Genomic DNA, 15,673 nt, shown 5'->3' on the forward strand with positions numbered 1-15,673 from the left:
GAGAAATCCGCGCCCGTGCCTTTAGGGCTTGCGAAAATGCGTGATTGGATCCCGGCTGATTGCATCGATGTCGGCATCAATCACTTCGAAACCTGCATTGACAAGCGCCTTGCATGCATTTTCAACGCCCCAGTGGTACCAACTCGTTTGCCCCGAACCGTTGGCCAGATTCTTTTCCCGATCAGGGGAGACGCGTTCCAAGTCCATCTTCGAACGATACAAATACCATGTTGCGGAATAGGCTAATTTTACCGGGATCCACACTTTCCTCTTCTGATGGTCAAAGAATCGCTTCAAAGAGGACGTGTCTGCGTTATCCAGGCAGCGGATGTATTTGTGAAAATCCGCGCACATCAGAAAACCCGTCGCACCGGGCTGCATTTTGCGGGCAAGCGATTGTACGTACCTCTCGCACATATCAGGCCGCAGATGGCAGAATACGCCGAAGGAAAAGAAAAAGCCGATAGAGGCGTCTGGGATATCACTGAGTTCGAAGTCGTTCGCCACAAGATACGTAACGCGTTGGTCTCGTCCGATATAGTCCCAGAAGTGCGTGTGCTCCGCTGACGCGGCGTCTACCGCGTACAGCCGAGCGCAATTGCGGGACAGAATAGCCTTGGACCACGCTCCCCGTCCGGGACCAATTTCAAGCGCCACGGTATCAGGCCCGACGTATGGACGGATGCACGCCAGATAGATGGTGTGCAGCGAACTGTTATAGCCGTATACGCCATAAGTGGATTCGGCCATGGAATCCAGCGGGTCGCCTTCGAAATAGCCGCCGCCCCACGCTTCAGAAAACTGTCTCGTGAAATCGCGATCTGCCATGTCGGCATTGTATGCTCCCCTTGGAAATCCAATCACACGAAATATAAAAAGTAACTCTCTCACGGTATTGGCAAGTCGATCTGCGTAAGACACCAGGCGGGAGCCGAAAATCAGAATTTGCGCACATTTAGCGACCGGTTCCACCGCGCTGGAATCGGAGGCATTATGGTTTGCAATTCAGCGCAGATCTCGTCAGTTCGATGACCGCCTGAGTTGCTTCCTGCGAATTGCCCAGGCTCTCTGTCAGAGAGTCGAAAAACTCAAAAGATGTCAAAGCATACAGGGACGCAATCTGCCGCGTTCTCTGCTCCTGAGATGGCTGACCGTTGATTTGTGCCAGGCGGTCAACCACTCGTGTCGCAGCCATTTGACGGCGCTTGTTGCGGGCTTCGACGGCTGTTCCGAACTCCGGATCAATTGCCGCGATTCCGTGAATGCGGCGTATTAAATCCCGATGCTCGCTCCAGAATCCAGTAAATATCCTCACGAATCCACTTAGTAGTGCCCCGGAATTAGCCTCTTGCATTCCCTGACACATGAGATTCGCCATTTGCGCCATGCCGCCGTCAAGCGCCAACTGATCGAAGAGCGCCTCCAGCACGCCTGTCTTGGTTTTGAAGAGATTGTGCACCGTCTGGCGGGTAACTCCGCTTTGCCGGGCGAGCGAGTCCATGGTGAGACTGAGATAGCCCCCGTCCTCAAGCTGCGTACGCGCAGCCCTCAGAACCGCCTCGCGTTTTTCGCCCGACTGGTCTGCTCGCTTACCCAGTTTGTAGGGCCGCTTGCAGGCCGGATCGTTCCTGTTGGTCACCAAATTCATATTAACGCCGCTTATTTAATTTGACAATTAGTCAAATTAATTTGAGAATAGCGTTGTCGACAAAAGCAGGAGTCCGGCATGGAGACATATTCGAGGCGGAATCAGCAATTCCTTGAGTCAGATGCGTCTCCCCTGTTGCTGCGAATCGGCTTCTGGGCATGCATCGTTATCTCGGTGGCTGTTGTAGTGCGGCGATTCGTCGCCTTGGTCAATCCTCCCAAATCTGCGCCTCCACAGTTGGCAGCGCTGGACACCGCGTTTGCGTCCCATGCAATCCTCACGCTGGCACATATCCTGCCTGCCCTGGCGTTTGTGCTCATTCTGCCAGTCTATTTTTTGGGAAATTCCACAATTGCATCCTTCGCGGAGCGTCTGATCTTCCCACTCGGGGCAATTGTCGGGATTACGGCCTACGCAATGAGCGCTTACTCCATCGGCGGCTGGTTGGAACTCTCAGCCGTCCTGTTCTTCAACAGCATTTTTCTTATCTCCCTCGCGAGAGCTTATTGGTTCGGTCGGCGCGGTGAAGCAGGTCTGAAGCGAAGGTGGTTGGTGCGAGCTGTCGTTGTACTGCTCGGCATCGCGACTACGCGTCCGGTCATGGGAGTCTTCTTTGCTACGGCGCCTTTGACCCATCTTGCGCCCAGCCAGTTTTTTGGCATCGCATTCTGGATCGGATTTTCCATCAACACGATCGTGGTTGAACTCTGGCTTCGGACAACGAGGCAAAAATCTCTACAAATTGCTTCCAAGCCGGCCCCTGGCTAGCGAACGAATTCAAGTCGAAGGAGGATGGTGATGGCTCTAGCGAATCAAATTTCAGCTCCGCCTCAACGGGATGCTGGACCGAACCTCGGCGTCCTGGCAATTCTCTACACCGTACTTTTTAATGCCGGGCTTTACCCAGTTACTGCCCTCGCCGGAAAACCTTATTGGCCAGGCCCCTGGGAGTCAGCCAGCGTCATCGTTTCCTACTTCCAAAGTCATGGCGCGGCTGTGCTTACCTGCCTGTTTTTGCAGTCTGGCGCCACGATTTGTCTGGGACTTTTTGCGGCATCGGTTGTTGGGCGATTGCATTTCCTCGGGGTTCGCGCTGCTGGTCTCTGGATCGCCTTGCTGGGAGGATTTTTGACCGTCTTCAATGGCATCGCCGCCAGCCTAATGGTCTGGACGATGATTCGTCCCGAGATTATCGGTCAGCCCTCGGCGCTGCTGCCGCTCTATTACCTCTCTTACGCCTTCGGGGGGCCTGGCTTCTCTATTCCGATGGGTCTTTTCATGGCAGGCGTCTGCGTTCCCGCCCTCATCGTGAAACTTCTGCCGAGATGGATGGTCATCTTCGGGCTGGTGCTGGCCGTGGCCGGAGAACTGAGTTGGTTTCACCTGATCAGTCCCGGCGCGTTGTTCCTGATCCCGCTGACGCGTTTTCCCGGCTTTGTCTGGCTCATCGCATTGGGTTTTGTTCTACCCAGGACCAGAATGTCTTCTCTCAGGCAATCGTTCTCGAACGGTTCGTCGGACGTTCACGCGGGCCCGCTGCAACCTGCGCGAGGCTGACATCGGAAATAAGTTACCAACTTCGTGTTTTGGGGGCGCAGGTATCGGAAGTTTATGCACGATCTCCGATTCTGCCCGTTATTCCTTTGATTCCTTTGGGATTTGAACGCACATTCGCACTGCTTTCACAGCATATTTACCGATTTCGAGGCATACTGTTCGCAGCAACCGCAAGTAAGAGAGCGGACAGGAGACCGAATGCCCACTTCTACGATCTCGTACTTGTGGCGTGACCCCGGCGCGGCGCGCACTTACCAAACCGGAGTCTCTCTCCACAGCCACACCAACCAGTCCCAGGAAACCCTGGACTTCGTGGCTGACTGGGGATGCCAATACAAGCTGATCCGTCCCTTGCTGAACCGTCTTGAGCAGCGCTCACACAATAACCATGGCATTCCGATCAATTGGGCCCGCAGCTACTGGACTCCGCCGCTTACTCCCAAGCTGGCCTTTGATCTTGAGAGCCGCCAGATCGAAAAGCTCAACGTGGCCGCGCTCGTTTCGGTTTCCGACCACGATAACATTCAGGCTCCGCTGTTGCTTCGCTCCGTGCCATCAGCGCGTCACATTCCGATCTCGGTGGAATGGACTGCCCCTTACGCCGGTGAACAGAATTCCAAGCAGTACTTCCATCTGGGAATCCACAACCTGCCCAGCGCACGCGCCAGCGAGTGGATGGAAACTTTGGCTGAGTTCACTGCTCATCCGAACGACGCTCGCCTCACAGAATTACTGGTTGCGCTCAATCAAGAGCCGAACGTGCTGGTCATTTTCAATCACCCGCTTTGGGATCTCTATCGGATTGGGCAGGACAAGCACGAGTTTCTGGTCAATGAGTTCCTGCAGAAGAACGGCGCTCATTTTCACGCTCTCGAACTGAACGGCCTTCGCGACTGGGCCGAGAATCGGGCTGTGCGTCGGCTCGCCGAGCGCTGGAATATGCTGCTGATCTCCGGCGGCGACCGTCATGGCGTCGAACCGAACGCCAACATCAACCTCACCAACGCAACCAGCTTCAACGAGTTCGTCTATGAAGTCCGCAAGGAGCGACGCAGCTCGGTTCTCTTCATGCCGCAGTACGCCGAACCCTGGAAGCATCGCATCCTTCAGTCCACGATGGACGCGATCCGCAACTATCCCGAGTTCCCGCAGGGATCGCGTACGTGGGATCAACGAGTCTACCACCCGGACGCAAACGGAGTGATCCGCCCCTTGAGCGAAATATGGCCCAGCGGACGTCCGCCAAGAACTCTATCCACCTTGTTAACGATGGTGCGTATGATGGGCACAGGACCGTTCTCGAGCAGCCTTCGTTATGCCTGGAGCGACTCAAGCCAACTCCGCTTCGAACTGGGAGACCAGGAAGCATACTAGACTTCATTCGCAATGACGTCCCGGGTTTTGATTCAGCTTACGATGGTCGAAGACTGGGATTCTCGCCAATCACCACAAGTACACGCCCAACCTGCCTAATGTCGACCAATCAACCGCGAGTAGCGTACTTTCCGGACTCCTTCCATGAAGTCAACGGAGTTGCGCACACCAGCCGTCATTTCGAAGCCTTCGCCCGGCGACAAAATCTTCCGTTCCTCTGCATCCGCGCCGGAGACCGGTCCGAAAGCGGAGGTCAGGCCTTTATCGAAGACGGCAATGTGTGGACGCTTGAGCTGCCGCGTGGCATTTTCTCTTTTGCCTTGGAAAAAGACCTTCGATTTGACCCGGCATTTCCTCGCCACATCCCCATGATGGGAGAGGTTCTCGACCGCTTCCAACCCGATCTGATCCACATTACCGGCCCCAGCGAAGTCGGCATGCTCGGCGCGGGTCTTGCCTACCATCGCGACCTTCCCCTTGCTGCCTCCTGGCATACTAACGTGCATGAATACCTGGCCCGCCGCTCCGACTGGCTTCTGCGCATGCTGCCCGAGCGCCATTCGCAATCCACCGGCAGGAAGATTCAAGACCTGACTTTGGCTGCGGCGGCTCGCTTTTACTCGATCGCCAAAGTACTTTTCGCCCCCAATATCGAACTCTGCGAATTGCTCGAATCCTCGACGGGCCGTCCCTGCTTCCTGATGCCGCGCGGCGTCGATACGCAGCTCTTCAGCCCAGCCAAGCGACCGGCCACAGAATTGGATGCACCATTCGTCCTAGGATTCGTCGGCCGCTTGTCGGTTGAGAAGAACATTACGCATCTGGCTACCATCCATGACAAGCTATTGGCCCAGGGTCATACAAATTTCCGCTTCCTGATCATCGGCCACGGCGCTGAGGAGCAGTGGCTCCGCGATCACATGAGTCATGCGGAATTTCCCGGCGTGCTTCATGGCGAGGCGCTCGCACAGGCCTACGCCAGCATGGATCTTTTTGTTTTTCCATCGCATACCGATACCTTCGGCAATGTTGTTCTCGAAGCTATGGCCAGCGGAGTTCCGGCTATCGTCACGCCTGACGGCGGCCCGCGCTACATCGTTCGGGATACCGACGGCGCTGACGCCACGGGAAGGATCGTCCCAGACGAAGGGTTCACCGCCGTAATCGCCGGGCTGTTGACTGATGCAGCAAAGCTGGCCTCCATGCGAAGCGCCGCAAGGTCGCACGCTCTGACGGCATCTTGGGATGCGGTCTTCGAGGGCGTTTACGCGGGCTATCAGGGCATCCTGCCGGCCTCTCGCGAACTGACCGCCGCCGCATCGTAGCCGGGCCGCATCCGTCGGCTCAATCGCCCCGCGTTCGCGTACCAAATTCCTCTTCGCACCACGTCTCCAATGCGAAGATTAGTCATGCCCAAGCTGCCTTTGTTTCTCACTGTCCTGCTCTGCCTCGTCTCACCGGCTATCGCGCAGTCTCTTCCTCAGTCTGAGATCGATAAAGATCTCTTCGAAGTCACCATTCCGCAGCTCGAAGGCTTTTATGTCAGCCATAAGTACACCGTCACCCAGGTGGTTCAGTGGCACCTGGCGCGTATTCATAAGTACAACGGCATCTATCGCCCGGTAGAAACAGTGCTGGAGAAGGAAGCATTGGCTGCGGCAGCGAAGGAAGACGCTGACAACGGCACTGCATCCCATGGGCCTCTGTGGGGCGTGCCGATCGTGATCAAGGCCAACACAAGCATTGCCGGCCAGGTCACTACGGACGGCTGGGCTGGCTACACGATTCCTGGCCATGAACTGATCGCGCCACGGGACGCGACCATCGTAGCAAGGCTTCGTTCCGCCGGGGCCATTATCGTTGGCCACACCAATATGCCCGACTTTGCCGCCAGCGATACCAACCGTTCGAGTTCCTTCGGCCGCACCGGCAACGCCTACGATGTGCGCTTTTCGCCGGGCGGATCATCCGGCGGCACGGTCACGGCGGTCACGTCCAACATGGCCGTGCTTGGCAACGGAACGGACACGGGCAACTCGATTCGAATGCCGTCTGCGACGAGTGCCGTGATCGGAGTCTTTCCCACGCGCGGTCTGGTAAGTATCGCGGGTATTGCCCCGCTGGATTGGCTGCTCGACAACACTGGACCCATTGCGCGAAATGTCCCTGACGCAGCCATCGCACTCTCCGTGATGGCTGGAATGGATGAGAAAGGTGAGCCCGCCCCAGACCCGCTGGACCCGCGCACTGCTGAGTCAACCAAAGCCCAGCCAGGTCCATATACTCGATACCTCAAGCCAGACGCGCTCAAAGGTAAACGCTTCGGAGTCCCGGCATTCATTCTCAAGGGAACCGACGTTCCGTTTCAGGGCATCGCGGCAATCGTCCCCAATGATGTAGCGGAGGCGCAGGAGCGCAAGACCGATCTGCCGCTTCGTCCGGAGACTCGTGCGGCCTTCATGAAGTCGCTGGACGGTCTTCGCGCTGCGGGAGCCGAGATTGTTTTCGACGACTCCATCCTGCCCGATAGCTTCGCCAGAATCGCAAGCCGCGCCGGCACTTTGCCCTATCTTCGAGAGGGAACGGAAAACTTCCTGAAAGAGTTCGGACCGGCGCAATACCATTCGCCTGACGAGTACGTGAGAGCCGTCGGAAAGCCACTCCCTGCCACAATCATAGGCAGCGACGTCTCCGGCGACAGGCGCGGGCTGCCGGCGCAATCGCAGTCCCGCATCGAGACAGACCCGCGAGCTAAAGACAATTACTTCGCGCCCCGCGACAAGGCTCTGACTATCTTCAACGAAACTCTCGACAGACTGCACCTTGACGGATACGTCTACCCAGCTACGCAGATGCCTCCGCCGGATGAAACCATGCCTCAGAAGGGCGGGATTAGCGAAGGGCCGCACAGCGAGACCAGTTGGGTGAACATACTCGGCGTTCCGGCTGTCGTCGTTGTTGGGGGATGGTATCCGGGCGGCCTGCCCTTTGGCTTGGAGATTTCAACAAAACGTTGGCATGACGGGGACCTGCTTGGATGGGCGTACGTTTACGAGCAGTCCACGCATTACCGTCATCCGCCGGTGCTGGTGGAGCAAGGGCTGTTGCCGAATGCTCCGTAGCTTTCAACATTGAGTGCAAACAAAAGCGGGAGTCCAATTTGGACTCCCGCTCTGTTTGTGCCGAAAAGCTATTGCACTTCGCCTATATAAACACCGAAGGCAGGCAGTTCAACCTTGTCGATGCTTATAGGGTCAGCAGCCCCCGGAGTCTTCAACAGTGTCTTGACCTTCGTGCCCGAAACACCGGCGGAAGCAGCGCTGAGATTCACAGTTTGCGGCTCGGCGGTGAAGTTTGTTGCCACGACGACCGCAGAGTGATCCGAGCCTCTGCGTAGCCAACTCAGCACCTTGGGGTCGTCCGTATTCAGCATCACGTTCTCGCCTGAGAGGAACGCCGGATTCGTCTTCTTGAGCTTGATTAGAGCTTCGTACCAGTTCAGCAGCGAATTGGGATCCGACTCTTCCGCTTTCACGTTGATCTCGGCCTTGTTCGGAGGGACGGGCAGCCACGGTTTGGCCTTGGAAAATCCCGCGTTGACCGAGTCATCCCATTGCATCGGCGTGCGCTCGCCATCGCGGCCCTTGTCCTTCGGCCATCCTGTCAGCCCAACCGGGTCCTTCACATCATCCTTGCGCGTAGGAGGCGTCGTCTTCATCCCCAGTTCGGCGCCGTAGTAGAAGAGCGACGTCCCACGGCTTGCGAAAAGAATCGTTGAAATCACCCGCGTAATGTCGGTGTCGTGTACGCCGTCGCCGTAGCGGGCGTCGATGCGGGGATTGTCGTGGTTGTCGAAGACCAGCAGCGGTTCGTTGCCCTCGATCTTCGTCTCCACATCATCCAGCTTGCTACGGAAGGTTGCCACGTTCAGCTTATTGATGAATCCTAGCTGCGTATCCATCGGCAGCTCAAACTCAGGTTTTTCCTTGGTTCCGTACATGTTCAGCAGATCTTTGACGGTTGGCACATACGTTTCGCCAATCATCACCCGCCGGCCCGGGAAAGTATTTGGATTCACGCTGTCTTCCACCTTGCGAACATGCTGCAACACGTCATAAACCTGGGGCAGATTATTGGTCATGGCATCATCAAGAGCCACATCGCCATAGGCATTCAGGTAGGTCTTGCCCTCCTTGTCCTTCAACTCCTTGTCGTCGCGCCATTGCGGGTCTTCAAACAGTGTCGTGATCGCGTCGAAGCGGAATCCGGCGACGCCCTTCTTCATCCAGAAATTCAAGATGTCGTCGAAGGCCTTTTCGACCGCTGGGTTATTCCAGTTGAAGTCCGGTTGTTGGATGTAGAACTTGTGATAGTAGTATTGCCGCGTCTTCTCATCCCATTCCCAGGCAGAGTGGCCAAAATCGGACTGCCAGTTGTTCGGCGGCTGGCCTTTGTCGGTGGCTGTTTCTCCTTTGCCATCCCTCCACACGTACCAGTTGCGCTTTGGATTATCCCGGGAACTGCGCGATTCGAGGAACCACTTGTGCTTGTCGGAGGAGTGATTCATCACCATGTCCATCACGACGCGGATGTTATGCTTCTTCGCTTCAGCTACCAACCGGTCGAAGTCTGCCATCGTGCCATACTGCGGGTCGATCGCCTCGTAATCGGAGATGTCATAGCCAAAGTCAACCTGCGGCGAGGGATAGCAGGGCGTGATCCAGATCGCGTCGACGCCGAGTTTTTGCAGGTAATCGAGGTGCGCGGTGATCCCGTTCAGATCTCCGATCCCATCTCCATTCGAGTCCTGAAAGCTGCGCGGGTAGATCTCGTAAATCACAGCGTTTTTCCACCAGTTTTCCAAACTGCCGGCGGAAGAATGGTGAACAGCGGAAGGCTTGGAATCAGGCGTCTGGCCCGTCCCCGGCGGCGCCGCGATTCCAAGGGACATGGCTGAGGAGAGCCCGGCCGCGAGGAACGCGTTGAGGTTCTTGCGATTCATTCGGTGTTACCTCCGGTTATCGCCCGCGGCTCGGTCTTCCGGCAGCGGTGTGACTTCGTCAAACTAATGCATTGGTGCGCAATTTGTACACGCATTTATGCGGCAATAAGATCGCACCTATCCCAAGCCAATTGAATGGGTTTCACGCATTTTCAAGATGGACTACCGTGGTATCGATTTATCTAGAGGTTTAGCGCGATCTGCCGTCTCAGTTCAAGGATATTGCCCCGGTCGTCAGGGCTGTGCAGTATCGTCCCTTTTCCCCAGACGATTGAACTCGACCCCGAACTCGGGGTCCTTGCGAGTGCCGGAGACGTGAATCGGCACGTCGGTCCCAGCGCCATTTTTCTTGAGATATCGGTCGGCAGGTTTTAGCAGAAAACCCTTCCATCCGCCGACCATCTCGGAAAGGGTTGCATCCATTCGCGCATCGCCTTCAAAGCTCAGTGTTCCACCCTGCAATCCATAGGCGCCGTGGGCGAGTATCTTTGCCCCTGGCACCTGGTATTCGAGGTCCGGCAGTTGCAGCGTGCCATCCGCGAGCTTGAAATGGCCGTGCATATCGGATAACACGCTTGTGGGATCGGTTGTTTTCACCTCGTGCGGCTTACCCTGGCCCCGAAGGCTGAGCTGTTCGATCCGCCCTTGCATTTTGTCGTTGTTGAATCGCGCCTGAGACAAGTGAAATTCGCCGTCCATCCTCAATCGATCCCAGATGGTTACATCCCCGGAAGGCGGATTGGGTGGGAGATGAAAGCTTGTTTCAAGAGTCAGACCTCCCGTCATAAATACTGTCTGAGCATCTTCGGAAATATGCAGGATATCTTCAATCCGTCCACGGTCGACCGTAACTTGCAGTCGGATGTCGTGCCCGTGGCCGCTAGAAAGTACATCACGACCTGCTCCAGTTGCCCGAACTACCTGTCCTCGCGCTACAAAGTGGGTGTGGCCCAGTGTCGCCTCTACCGGTTGCAGCCATGTGTCGCCGTTCGTGCCGTCCACGATTGCATGAAAGTGCGTGGTCAGCGGCACACCTGTCTCTTTGGCCACCCGTTCGAGTCGAAAATCAGGCGTCTCTGTCTGCCCGTCCGCCTCGATCTTTCGCAGTGTTCCGGTGTAGTGGCCGGTCGAGGAGAGAATGCCGGCAATGCCCTTGATCGTGCTCAGGTCGGCGTGGTCGAAGTGGTAGTCGCCCTCGACGGGCAATTCTCCGGGATCGCTCGGAGTCCACGGCCCGGCGTAGCCCGTGGAACGGATCGTTCCCACCGGTTTGGGATTGGTCATATCCACCGTGAACGCGATCCTGCCGCTCTGCTCATCGGGAATAAGCGTCATGTGAGCGAAATCGAACTCCAGTGGAACCTTTGGCGGCTTTCCCGGCTCCGGATTCCTCTCAATGACCAGTGTCGCGTCCTGGCATTCGATCTTTCGCACGATAACTCGCGGCATCGGAATGAGGCTCGTCCCCGAACTCGGCGGCTGCACGGCGTTCGATTGGGGTGTTCCCGCACTTCCGGTCGCCGGGGCTTCGGGGGTTGATTGAGACTGGCCCAGATGTGGCCGATCCTGCTTCGGAGGAAGCAAGACCCGCACACCCTCCACATGCACTCCGGAGATTTCAATCGGCTTACCCGGCCTCATGTGCCACGAAGCATGAAAACGCAGCTCCTTCACCACGATCCACGGTTCAGTGCGCCAGGGCGCTTGTTCCGTTTGACCTGCTGACGCATCTTCGGTTGCAACGGCTTCGGCCGGCAGCCAGATCCGCAGTTCGTGGCCCTCCACCCAGAATCCATCCAGAATCGAGACGCGCAAGTCGCCCAGATCCACCTTCGCATGAAACCGTTGCTCCAGTGTGTCAATCAGCCTGGCCCGCAGTATCGGCTCAGCGCGATGGAAAAGAAATGCGACCGTTCCCGCCACAGCTGCGCCGAGGATCAACAGCGCAGCCCCGATCCAGAGCAGCCATCTGGCTAAGCGGGATAAGCGGCGCTTGGGCTGCGACGGTGCGACTTTCTCAGATTGTTCCCTGTTTCCAGTTGCGCCGTCCTCCGTATTTGCCATTGTTCAGCCCCCGATCCCCGTCACCCATTCGTCAAGGCTCTCCGATAGGACGCAGCTTGCGCCTGAATGGCTGCCTCGGCGTTATTCAGGCGTAAGCCAGCGGTCTGGTAGTTAGACCTGAACCAGATTCGCCGTCAGATGGTTTACGAGCACCGTCTGGAACTTGGCCAGCCAGGCAGGATGGGCAGGCCACGCGGGCGCTGTCACCAGCTTCCCATCCGCCACCGCGTCACTCACCTCAATCGCAGCGTAACGACCACCGGCGAGAATCACCTCGGGCGAACAGGCCGGATAGCAGCTCACTTCTTTTCCCTTCACCACTCCCGCCGCCGCAAGAATCTGCGCAGCATGGCAGATCGCTGCGATCGGCTTATCCGCTTTGGAGAAGTAACGGACGATCTCCAGCACCTTTTCGTTGAGCCGCAGATACTCAGGCGCGCGTCCGCCTGGAATCACCAGGCCGTCGTAATCCTCGGCCTTCACATCGGCGAAAGTGGCGTTCAGCACGAAGTTGTGCCCGGGCTTCTCAGAGTAGGTCTGGTCTCCTTCGAAATCATGAATCGCAGTGCGCACCGACTGCCCCGATTTCTTGTTCGGGCACACCGCATGTACTGTATGTCCCACCATTTGCAGTGCCTGAAAAGGCACCATTACTTCGTAATCTTCAACAAAATCCCCAACAATCATCAGTAGTTTGGCAGTCGCCATCGTTTTATCTCCTCCCTAAAATGATAGTCCTTGACCCGAGGCGGCATGGTGTTCCGGAATGCGCAGTCGCTAATCTGGCCGGAATGTGAAAACGCTTTCAAGATGGGTTCGCCTGTGATAGCCTCCCTTCGGTGCCGGAAACTGCAGATTGCGGAGATGTTCAGTGAAACAACTTAACCGACGAAGATTCCTCAGCAGCTCAACAGCAGCTATCGCAGCAGCCGTCAGCCCGATGGGTCTTTCCGTGGCCAGCGCGCAGAGCGTGGGCAGGGAAGACGGTTTCCTCGATCTCCATCGCTATCCGGACAGTGCCGCAGCCTATGTTGAGAATTCGCTGGAGCGCATTCAACTCTCGGGCGAAGCTGGGGGCTGGCGCGGCTCGGGTCGTGGCCGCGATCTGGAACTCGGCACCGAACTGGCCTCAGAAACACTCAATATCAGAGTTTCAGCACCGGGCGTCCCGTTGACCCGCATTCACCTCCGATGGAGTGCGAGGGTCCCCGCCAACGTGCTGGTTCTCGGCGATGCGTGGGAGCGCAGCTACGGTGACCTGGCCTGGCGCGGCATCGTCCCCGAGCGCCCGCTTCCCTGGTATTTTGCGACCCACAACAACGGAGTCACCCACGGCTATGGCGTGAAGACCGGCGCTGGCGCCTTCTGTTTCTGGCAAGTGGACGCCGAGGGCGTTTCGCTCTGGCTCGACCTCAGCAACGGCGGTAGTGGTGTCCTGCTAGGTTCAAGGGATCTCCATGCAGTCACGATTGTTGCCAACCGGGGCCGGGCCGGCGAAGAGGCTCAGGACTCGCTTTCCGCGCTCTGCCGCAAGATGTGTCCTGAGCCCAAGCTTCCGTCAGGACCAATCTACGGCACCAACGACTGGTACTACGCTTACGGCAAGAACTCGGCTGAAGGCATCCTGCGTGATACCGAGCTAGTCGTCTCCCTCGCTCCAAAAGGCGGTTCGCGGCCGTTTTCGGTGGTTGACGGAGGATGGGCCGGCAGTGGCGGCGGTTCCGACATCATTGTCTCCAATGCGAAATTTCCGGACATGCCCGGCCTCGCAGCAAAGATTCGCCATATCGACGCTCGCCCCGGTATCTGGATACGGCCTACGCTGGCTCCCAAGAGCGCAAAGCCCGAATTGCTCCTGCCCGAAAACCGTTTTCATTCATCAAGCAATTCAGACAAGGACCCAGCCTATGATCCGACCAATCCTGAAGCGCTCGCGGAAATGATGGCCAAGGTCACGCAGGCCGTCGGATGGAAGTACGAGCTGGTCAAGCACGATTACTCGACCTTCGATCTCTTTGGCCAATGGGGATCTCAGATGGGCCCGCAACCCACTCGACCTGGCTGGGCATTCCACGACCGCAGCCGTACCAATGCGGAAATCGTTCTGAGCCTGTATCAGTCGATTCGCGCCGCAGCTGGCCCGGAGACGATCCTCCTCGGCTGCAACACTGTCGGCCATCTCGCCGCCGGTCTTTTTGAGCTCCAGCGCACGGGCGACGATACCAGCGGCCAGCACTGGGAGCGCACGCGCCGCATGGGCGTCAACACGCTTGCTTATCGGCTGCCGCAGAACGGCGCATTCTTCACTATCGATGCCGATTGCGTCGGCATCACGAAGGACATCCCCTGGGAACTCAACCGTCAGTGGCTTGACCTGATCGCGCGTAGCGGCTCCGCACTGTTCCTCTCTCCCAGCCCGGATGCCATAGGTGCGCAGCAAAAGGCGGATATCGCGGAAGCCTTCGCCATCGCCGCCGCGGGAAAAATCACTGGTTATCCGGTCGACTGGTTCAGCAACACCACGCCCGCCCACTGGCAATTCGAGACCAGCGAATCACACAAACCAGCAGAGAAGCAGTACAACTGGTGCGGGCAGGACGGTTGCAACCCTTACCCCATCTAGACCCTGTTCGGCGCAGCCAGGGTCCACAAGTGGAGTCCTCTGAACTGACTGTCGCAAAGCCGGTACGCGGTGTCTAAGTAATCAGGTGCGGTAATCAGGTGCACCGATATCAGGGTCGCCAGGTGCTCGCGCTTGTAACTGACACTCTTCCCCCGCGCGGTATAGGCTGAAAGGCAGAAGTATGCGCAAATACGCTATTCCCGCTCTGCTTTCCCTCGCCTTGATATTTCCGGGCGCTGTCGCCTTTGCCCAAATGCCCACCAGCATCGCGCGGCCACCCAGGCCCGCGGCCAAAGCTGACAGCAAAGAAGCCGCCAAGACTCCGGAAAAGGCTGTGTCAAAGTCCGTGTCCAGGCCAGACGCTCTGCTTCTGCCGGCTTCGTTTTCAGGCTGGGATTCCGTCTCCGTAACCCAGGCGATCCCGAAGCCAGTAACTGACCCTGCCCAGGCTGATAGCGCAAATGCCGCCGCGCTCAAGGAATACGGCTTTACCGACGCTCTAATGCGCAACTACACGCGCGACAGCGACACGCTCAAGATCAGAGCTCTCCGTTTCACAGACGCCAGCGGGGCTTACGGCGCGTACTCCTATTACCGCCAATCCGGATGGCCCAGAGAAGAGATCGGCACCGGAGCGGCCTCGGACCACAACCGAGTCCTCTTCTGGCTCGGCAACGTCGTCATCGACTCGCAGTTCTCACGCATCTCCGCCATGTCCGGCTCTGAGCTGCGGGATCTGGCCTCAACGATTCCTATTCCTGCGGGCAACAAGTCTCTGGCGCCGCCGATTCTGGCGAGCTTACCGCAAAAGGACATGGACGGCCAGACAACGCACTACGCACTCGGGCCGGCGGGCTATGCAGGCTCCGGCGGCGTGCTTCCACCCGAACTCGTCGGATTTAATCGTGGCGCCGAAACCGCGACAGCCACGTATGCGCTACGCTCCGGACCGGCTACCCTGACCATCATCGATTACCCGACGCCCCAGATGGCTGCTGCACAGGAGCAGGGAATTGCCGCGTATCTCAAAGCTGGGAATACGCCGCAGCACCCCTTTACCAAGCCGTTGCAGGACTCAAACCCTGCCGCGATCGAGGTTCGCCGGACCGGTCCGCTGGTCACAGTTGTGAGCGGAGACGCAATAAGCGACGAAGCCCACAAACTGCTCACCAGCGTTCACTACGAAGCGGATATGTCTGCCATCCCCGGCCAGCCGAACAACGAGATTCAGAAGACCGCACAACTGCTCGTCGCCATCATCACCCTGGTTGTTGTCATGTTCGTCGCTGCGGTCCTGCTGGCGATCTTCCTGGGAGGCGGTCGCGCGCTTTACCGTTACCTGCGCGGCAAGCCCATTTCGTCTGTTTACGACGAAGAGTTCATTCGAATCGACCTGAGTGAGTGA

Annotated in this window: 12 protein-coding genes; 7 read left to right on the plus strand and 5 right to left on the minus strand. The window is 57.6% G+C overall.

Annotated elements, in window-relative coordinates:
- Nucleotides 1-21: 21 nt before the first annotated feature.
- A complete protein-coding gene (locus OHL23_RS07130; protein WP_263351097.1) occupies nucleotides 22-972 on the minus strand; it encodes a class I SAM-dependent methyltransferase in 951 nt (316 codons plus the stop codon).
- Nucleotides 973-991: 19 nt separating this feature from the next.
- Complete coding sequence (locus OHL23_RS07135) at nucleotides 992-1,648, minus strand: TetR/AcrR family transcriptional regulator (protein ID WP_263351098.1); 657 nt, start codon at nucleotides 1,646-1,648, stop codon at nucleotides 992-994.
- Between the two features lie 78 nt (nucleotides 1,649-1,726).
- Between OHL23_RS07135 and OHL23_RS07140 the strand changes: the two genes are divergently transcribed.
- From OHL23_RS07140 to OHL23_RS07160, 5 genes are all read left to right on the plus strand, one after another.
- Nucleotides 1,727-2,416, plus strand: a complete 690-nt coding sequence (locus tag OHL23_RS07140; RefSeq protein ID WP_263351099.1) for a DUF2306 domain-containing protein — start codon at nucleotides 1,727-1,729, stop codon at nucleotides 2,414-2,416.
- A 30-nt stretch (nucleotides 2,417-2,446) separates the two neighbouring features.
- Nucleotides 2,447-3,205: a hypothetical protein gene (locus OHL23_RS07145; protein WP_263351100.1), complete on the plus strand. Its 759-nt coding sequence runs from the start codon at nucleotides 2,447-2,449 to the stop codon at nucleotides 3,203-3,205.
- Nucleotides 3,206-3,403: 198 nt separating this feature from the next.
- Nucleotides 3,404-4,579 (plus strand): hypothetical protein, encoded by a 1,176-nt coding sequence (locus OHL23_RS07150; RefSeq protein WP_263351101.1) that lies wholly within the window; start codon nucleotides 3,404-3,406, stop codon nucleotides 4,577-4,579.
- Nucleotides 4,580-4,677: 98 nt separating this feature from the next.
- Entirely contained in the window at nucleotides 4,678-5,904 is a 1,227-nt protein-coding gene (locus OHL23_RS07155; protein WP_263351102.1) for a glycosyltransferase, read from the plus strand.
- An 84-nt stretch (nucleotides 5,905-5,988) separates the two neighbouring features.
- Nucleotides 5,989-7,701, plus strand: coding sequence for an amidase (locus OHL23_RS07160; protein ID WP_263351103.1), 1,713 nt, complete (start codon nucleotides 5,989-5,991; stop codon nucleotides 7,699-7,701).
- Between the two features lie 68 nt (nucleotides 7,702-7,769).
- Here OHL23_RS07160 and OHL23_RS07165 read toward each other — a convergent pair whose 3' ends face one another.
- The 3 genes from OHL23_RS07165 to OHL23_RS07175 all read right to left on the minus strand — a co-directional run bounded on the left by OHL23_RS07165 (nucleotide 7,770) and on the right by OHL23_RS07175 (nucleotide 12,353).
- Nucleotides 7,770-9,581 (minus strand): glycoside hydrolase family 13 protein, encoded by a 1,812-nt coding sequence (locus tag OHL23_RS07165; protein WP_263351104.1) that lies wholly within the window; start codon nucleotides 9,579-9,581, stop codon nucleotides 7,770-7,772.
- A gap of 234 nt (nucleotides 9,582-9,815) precedes the next feature.
- The gene (locus OHL23_RS07170; RefSeq protein WP_263351105.1) at nucleotides 9,816-11,645 is read right to left on the minus strand and encodes an AsmA-like C-terminal region-containing protein; all 1,830 of its coding nucleotides are present in this window, start codon (nucleotides 11,643-11,645) and stop codon (nucleotides 9,816-9,818) included.
- Between the two features lie 111 nt (nucleotides 11,646-11,756).
- Nucleotides 11,757-12,353, minus strand: a complete 597-nt coding sequence (locus OHL23_RS07175; RefSeq protein WP_263351106.1) for a DJ-1/PfpI family protein — start codon at nucleotides 12,351-12,353, stop codon at nucleotides 11,757-11,759.
- Nucleotides 12,354-12,516: 163 nt separating this feature from the next.
- On the opposite strand from OHL23_RS07175, the gene OHL23_RS07180 reads away from it, so the two are divergent.
- On the plus strand, nucleotides 12,517-14,268 hold the full coding sequence (locus tag OHL23_RS07180; RefSeq protein WP_263351107.1) for an alpha-amylase family protein: 1,752 nt from the start codon (nucleotides 12,517-12,519) through the stop codon (nucleotides 14,266-14,268).
- 181 nt (nucleotides 14,269-14,449) lie between these two features.
- On the plus strand, nucleotides 14,450-15,673 hold the full coding sequence (locus OHL23_RS07185; protein WP_263351108.1) for a DUF6599 family protein: 1,224 nt from the start codon (nucleotides 14,450-14,452) through the stop codon (nucleotides 15,671-15,673).

Source organism: Acidicapsa acidisoli (assembly GCF_025685625.1).
Taxonomy (GTDB): Bacteria; Acidobacteriota; Terriglobia; order Terriglobales; family Acidobacteriaceae; genus Acidicapsa; species Acidicapsa acidisoli.

Bases quoted from the DNA above. Each gene is read 5' to 3' on its own strand.
- OHL23_RS07185 (WP_263351108.1), top strand. From the start codon at position 14,450: ATGCGCAAATACGCTATTCCCGCTCTGCTTTCCCTCGCCTTGATATTT.
- OHL23_RS07145 (WP_263351100.1), top strand. From the start codon at position 2,447: ATGGCTCTAGCGAATCAAATTTCAGCTCCGCCTCAACGGGATGCTGGA.
- OHL23_RS07150 (WP_263351101.1), top strand. From the start codon at position 3,404: ATGCCCACTTCTACGATCTCGTACTTGTGGCGTGACCCCGGCGCGGCG.
- OHL23_RS07170 (WP_263351105.1), bottom strand. From the start codon at position 11,645: ATGGCAAATACGGAGGACGGCGCAACTGGAAACAGGGAACAATCTGAG.
- OHL23_RS07135 (WP_263351098.1), bottom strand. From the start codon at position 1,648: ATGAATTTGGTGACCAACAGGAACGATCCGGCCTGCAAGCGGCCCTAC.
- OHL23_RS07175 (WP_263351106.1), bottom strand. From the start codon at position 12,353: ATGGCGACTGCCAAACTACTGATGATTGTTGGGGATTTTGTTGAAGAT.
- OHL23_RS07160 (WP_263351103.1), top strand. From the start codon at position 5,989: ATGCCCAAGCTGCCTTTGTTTCTCACTGTCCTGCTCTGCCTCGTCTCA.
- OHL23_RS07155 (WP_263351102.1), top strand. From the start codon at position 4,678: ATGTCGACCAATCAACCGCGAGTAGCGTACTTTCCGGACTCCTTCCAT.
- OHL23_RS07165 (WP_263351104.1), bottom strand. From the start codon at position 9,581: ATGAATCGCAAGAACCTCAACGCGTTCCTCGCGGCCGGGCTCTCCTCA.
- OHL23_RS07140 (WP_263351099.1), top strand. From the start codon at position 1,727: ATGGAGACATATTCGAGGCGGAATCAGCAATTCCTTGAGTCAGATGCG.